Source organism: Streptomyces sp. NPDC000134, from assembly GCF_042899225.1.
GTDB lineage: Bacteria > Actinomycetota > Actinomycetes > Streptomycetales > Streptomycetaceae > Streptomyces.
The window spans coordinates 1-2,553 of record NZ_JBIAZN010000054.1; the positions used below are offsets into that span (position 1 = coordinate 1).

Sequence of the window (2,553 nt, forward strand, 5' to 3'; positions counted from 1 at the left end):
GGGAACGGCGCGACGACATCCACGAGGCTTTCCTCGGCCTCGCCACCTGCCTCATCACCCACCGACACGTCCAACGCCTTGTTAGGACCTCTTAGCCAGGTCCATGTGGAGCGAGTGCTAACCGGTGAGGTTCTGCCTGGCCGTGAAGTACTCGACATGCTCGGCCAGGCTGTTCATCTGGTCGACGGGGACCGTGCGTATCTCCACGCGCTTCGTAACAGGGAGTCGATCGCGCTCCACGCCGGTGAGTTCGAGGAGCGGCTCGTAGTGTGGCCCCATGGGACTGTGAAGTCGGGCGTTTCGGAAGCCCGTCCGGCTAGGCAGCCCAGGCGGAGGCGGCCGACGCCGCCGGTGCCGGCGTTCGGGCAACCCGATCCGATCCGGGTGTCGAGCACGCAGGAACTGGTACTGGTGATGAGGGCCGTGCACGTCTGGGGCGGTGCGCCGTCGCTACGCGAGCTGGAGCGGCGCACTGGAGGGGCGCTGAAGCGCAGCACGATCAGCGACATGCTCCGCGGGGAGTCCCTTCCGGACTATGACCGGTACGTCACGTACCTGCGGGCGTGCGGCATCGACGAGGCCAGCTTGGCGACATGGGTGTTCATCTGGCGCAGGTTGAAGGCGCTGGAGACCCCCGAGGCGGCCCCTTGGCTGCCCGGGGCCACCGCGTCGTAGGACTAGCACCTGTCCTAGCCCAGGAGGGGGCCCGCACCGCTTCGGTGCGGGCCCCCTCGCGCCGGTCCGTGTGATCGCCCGCATCGAGGACCAGGAGGACAAGCCCGCCTCGGCCGATTCCGGCGTGAACGCGCTGCTCACCGGCCTGTCCGGCCGCTTCGGCGGAGAAACCGCAGACCAACGCCCTGATGACGGCACGACGGCACAACGGCAGGACGGCACAACGGCAGCCGTGCCCGAGCAGCCGGCCCCGGCCAAGCCCAGCAAGTACACGCTGCTCCTGGACCAGGACGACGCCCTCACCCTCGACCAGCTCGCCCTCGCCCTGCGCCGCCGCACCGGCCGCGCCGTCGACAAGTCTGAGATCCTGCGCGCCCTGATCCGTCTCGCCGACCAGGACGACCGCGTCATCGACACCGTGGCCCGCGCGCTCGATCGCCGCACCGCCACCTGAGGACGCCGACGGGCACCACACGCCCTGGTTGAGCTACGGCGCGACCAGGGCGTGGGCCTGTCTCGGAGGCTCCCTGGGGACTCCGACCGCCACGTGACGTCAGTCACTTTCTGCCATGCGTTGTCCCAAAAGAGGTCGTTGTGACACCGACGTCATGGGTGTGAGGAAGTTGAGGCCGCCTGCGAGGCGGCCCGGTTCCCGCCTGCCTTTCAGGCAGCCGACCGATCTCCAGGGAGGACCACCATGACCCCGACCCTTCAGCAGCCGACCGATCCCACTGCGCCGACGACGATCCTGTCCACGCGCCGCCTGCGGGTCGCAGCGGCCCTCGTGGCCACCGCCGGCGCCCTTTGCCTCCTCTGCGCCTGTCCGGGCCTCATGGCCCCAGTGAGCGCCCTTGCCGCACTCGCGTCAGCGGTGACCGGGGCTGCGGCTTTACTGCGCCGTGAACGGCCCTGAGGCACCGCGCGAATGAAGACCGACGGTTGTTAATCGGCGGAAGAAGGAGCGGGAGCGGGCCGCGTAATTCGGAATGTCACAGGGCGGCCCCGGGACGGATTCTGTTCCGGGGCCGCTCGGTGTTTATGGCTGGATTCCCGGTGGGGTGTCAACCCTGTTTGGGGCGACCGATGGTATTCGGTTCGGGTGGCTGACGAGCCGTCAGGACGTGTCCGTGCGGCCCGTCCCCGGCCCTGCGCGCGGGTGGCCGGCCTTCCTGGCGGGGCGGCTCGGCGAGCGGTCCGGGAGGGTGTCGGGCACGGCCAGGGCCACGCCCATGACGCGTGTATACGCAGGTCACGGCGCTGCGTCCCCTCGATCCGGGCCCGCGTCCGCACGGCCCGGAGACGGCCGCGCAGCGCTGCGCCCCACCCTTGCCCGGGTGTTGACAGGCCCGTGTACACCCTCCGGAGGGGGTCCCCAAGATCCGCCAACGGTACATGCGCCTACGCACTGATGCAGAGTGATGCAGCCTCCATTCCAGAGTCCATCCCGGCCCGGAGTTTGAAGCACCCTCAGTCACCAAGCCAGTGACGGCACTACGGCGTGCCGTCATGACGGCAAGATCCATCCCGCCCGCGCCGGACCACCCCGCCGCACCCCCTCCCCTGCTGCCAGTCTCACCCCCGCAGCGCAGCGGAGGGGGTGCCCACGAATCCCAGACGCTACACAGACCCGCAGGTGATGCACCGGTTCCTGCCCCACACGGCCGGTGCCGCGCAGCGGTCCGGCCCTGCCCGCGCAGCGGGCCCCGGGCGCGGCACGCGCCCGGCCGACTCCCCTCGGAGCGCAGCGGAGAGGGGAACGTCCGGCGCAGCCGGACGCACCGCCCGCGCTGAGCGGGCGGTGACACTCCGTCACTCTCCCCCGCATCGCGGGGGCGTGCCCCTGCCCTGCGCGAAGCGCAGGGGTACCCGCTCCGCGGG

The 2,553-nt window shown here is 70.6% G+C and carries 3 protein-coding genes; 2 read left to right on the forward strand and 1 reads right to left on the reverse strand.

From position 1 onward, the window contains the following. Positions 1-117: 117 nt before the first annotated feature. Entirely contained in the window at positions 118-279 is a 162-nt protein-coding gene (locus ACFY32_RS34030; RefSeq protein ID WP_390676368.1) for a hypothetical protein, read from the reverse strand. A gap of 105 nt (positions 280-384) precedes the next feature. Here ACFY32_RS34030 and ACFY32_RS34035 point away from each other — a divergent pair, with 105 nt between their 5' ends. Both ACFY32_RS34035 and ACFY32_RS34040 read left to right on the forward strand, forming a co-directional pair. Continuing rightward, positions 385-675, forward strand: coding sequence for a helix-turn-helix domain-containing protein (locus tag ACFY32_RS34035; protein WP_390676369.1), 291 nt, complete (start codon positions 385-387; stop codon positions 673-675). A 70-nt stretch (positions 676-745) separates the two neighbouring features. After that, positions 746-1,129 (forward strand): hypothetical protein, encoded by a 384-nt coding sequence (locus ACFY32_RS34040; RefSeq protein WP_390676370.1) that lies wholly within the window; start codon positions 746-748, stop codon positions 1,127-1,129. Positions 1,130-2,553: the final 1,424 nt, after the last annotated feature.

Coding starts and splice junctions, on each gene's coding strand:
- ACFY32_RS34030 (WP_390676368.1), bottom strand. CDS start 279: ATGGGGCCACACTACGAGCCGCTCCTCGAACTCACCGGCGTGGAGCGC.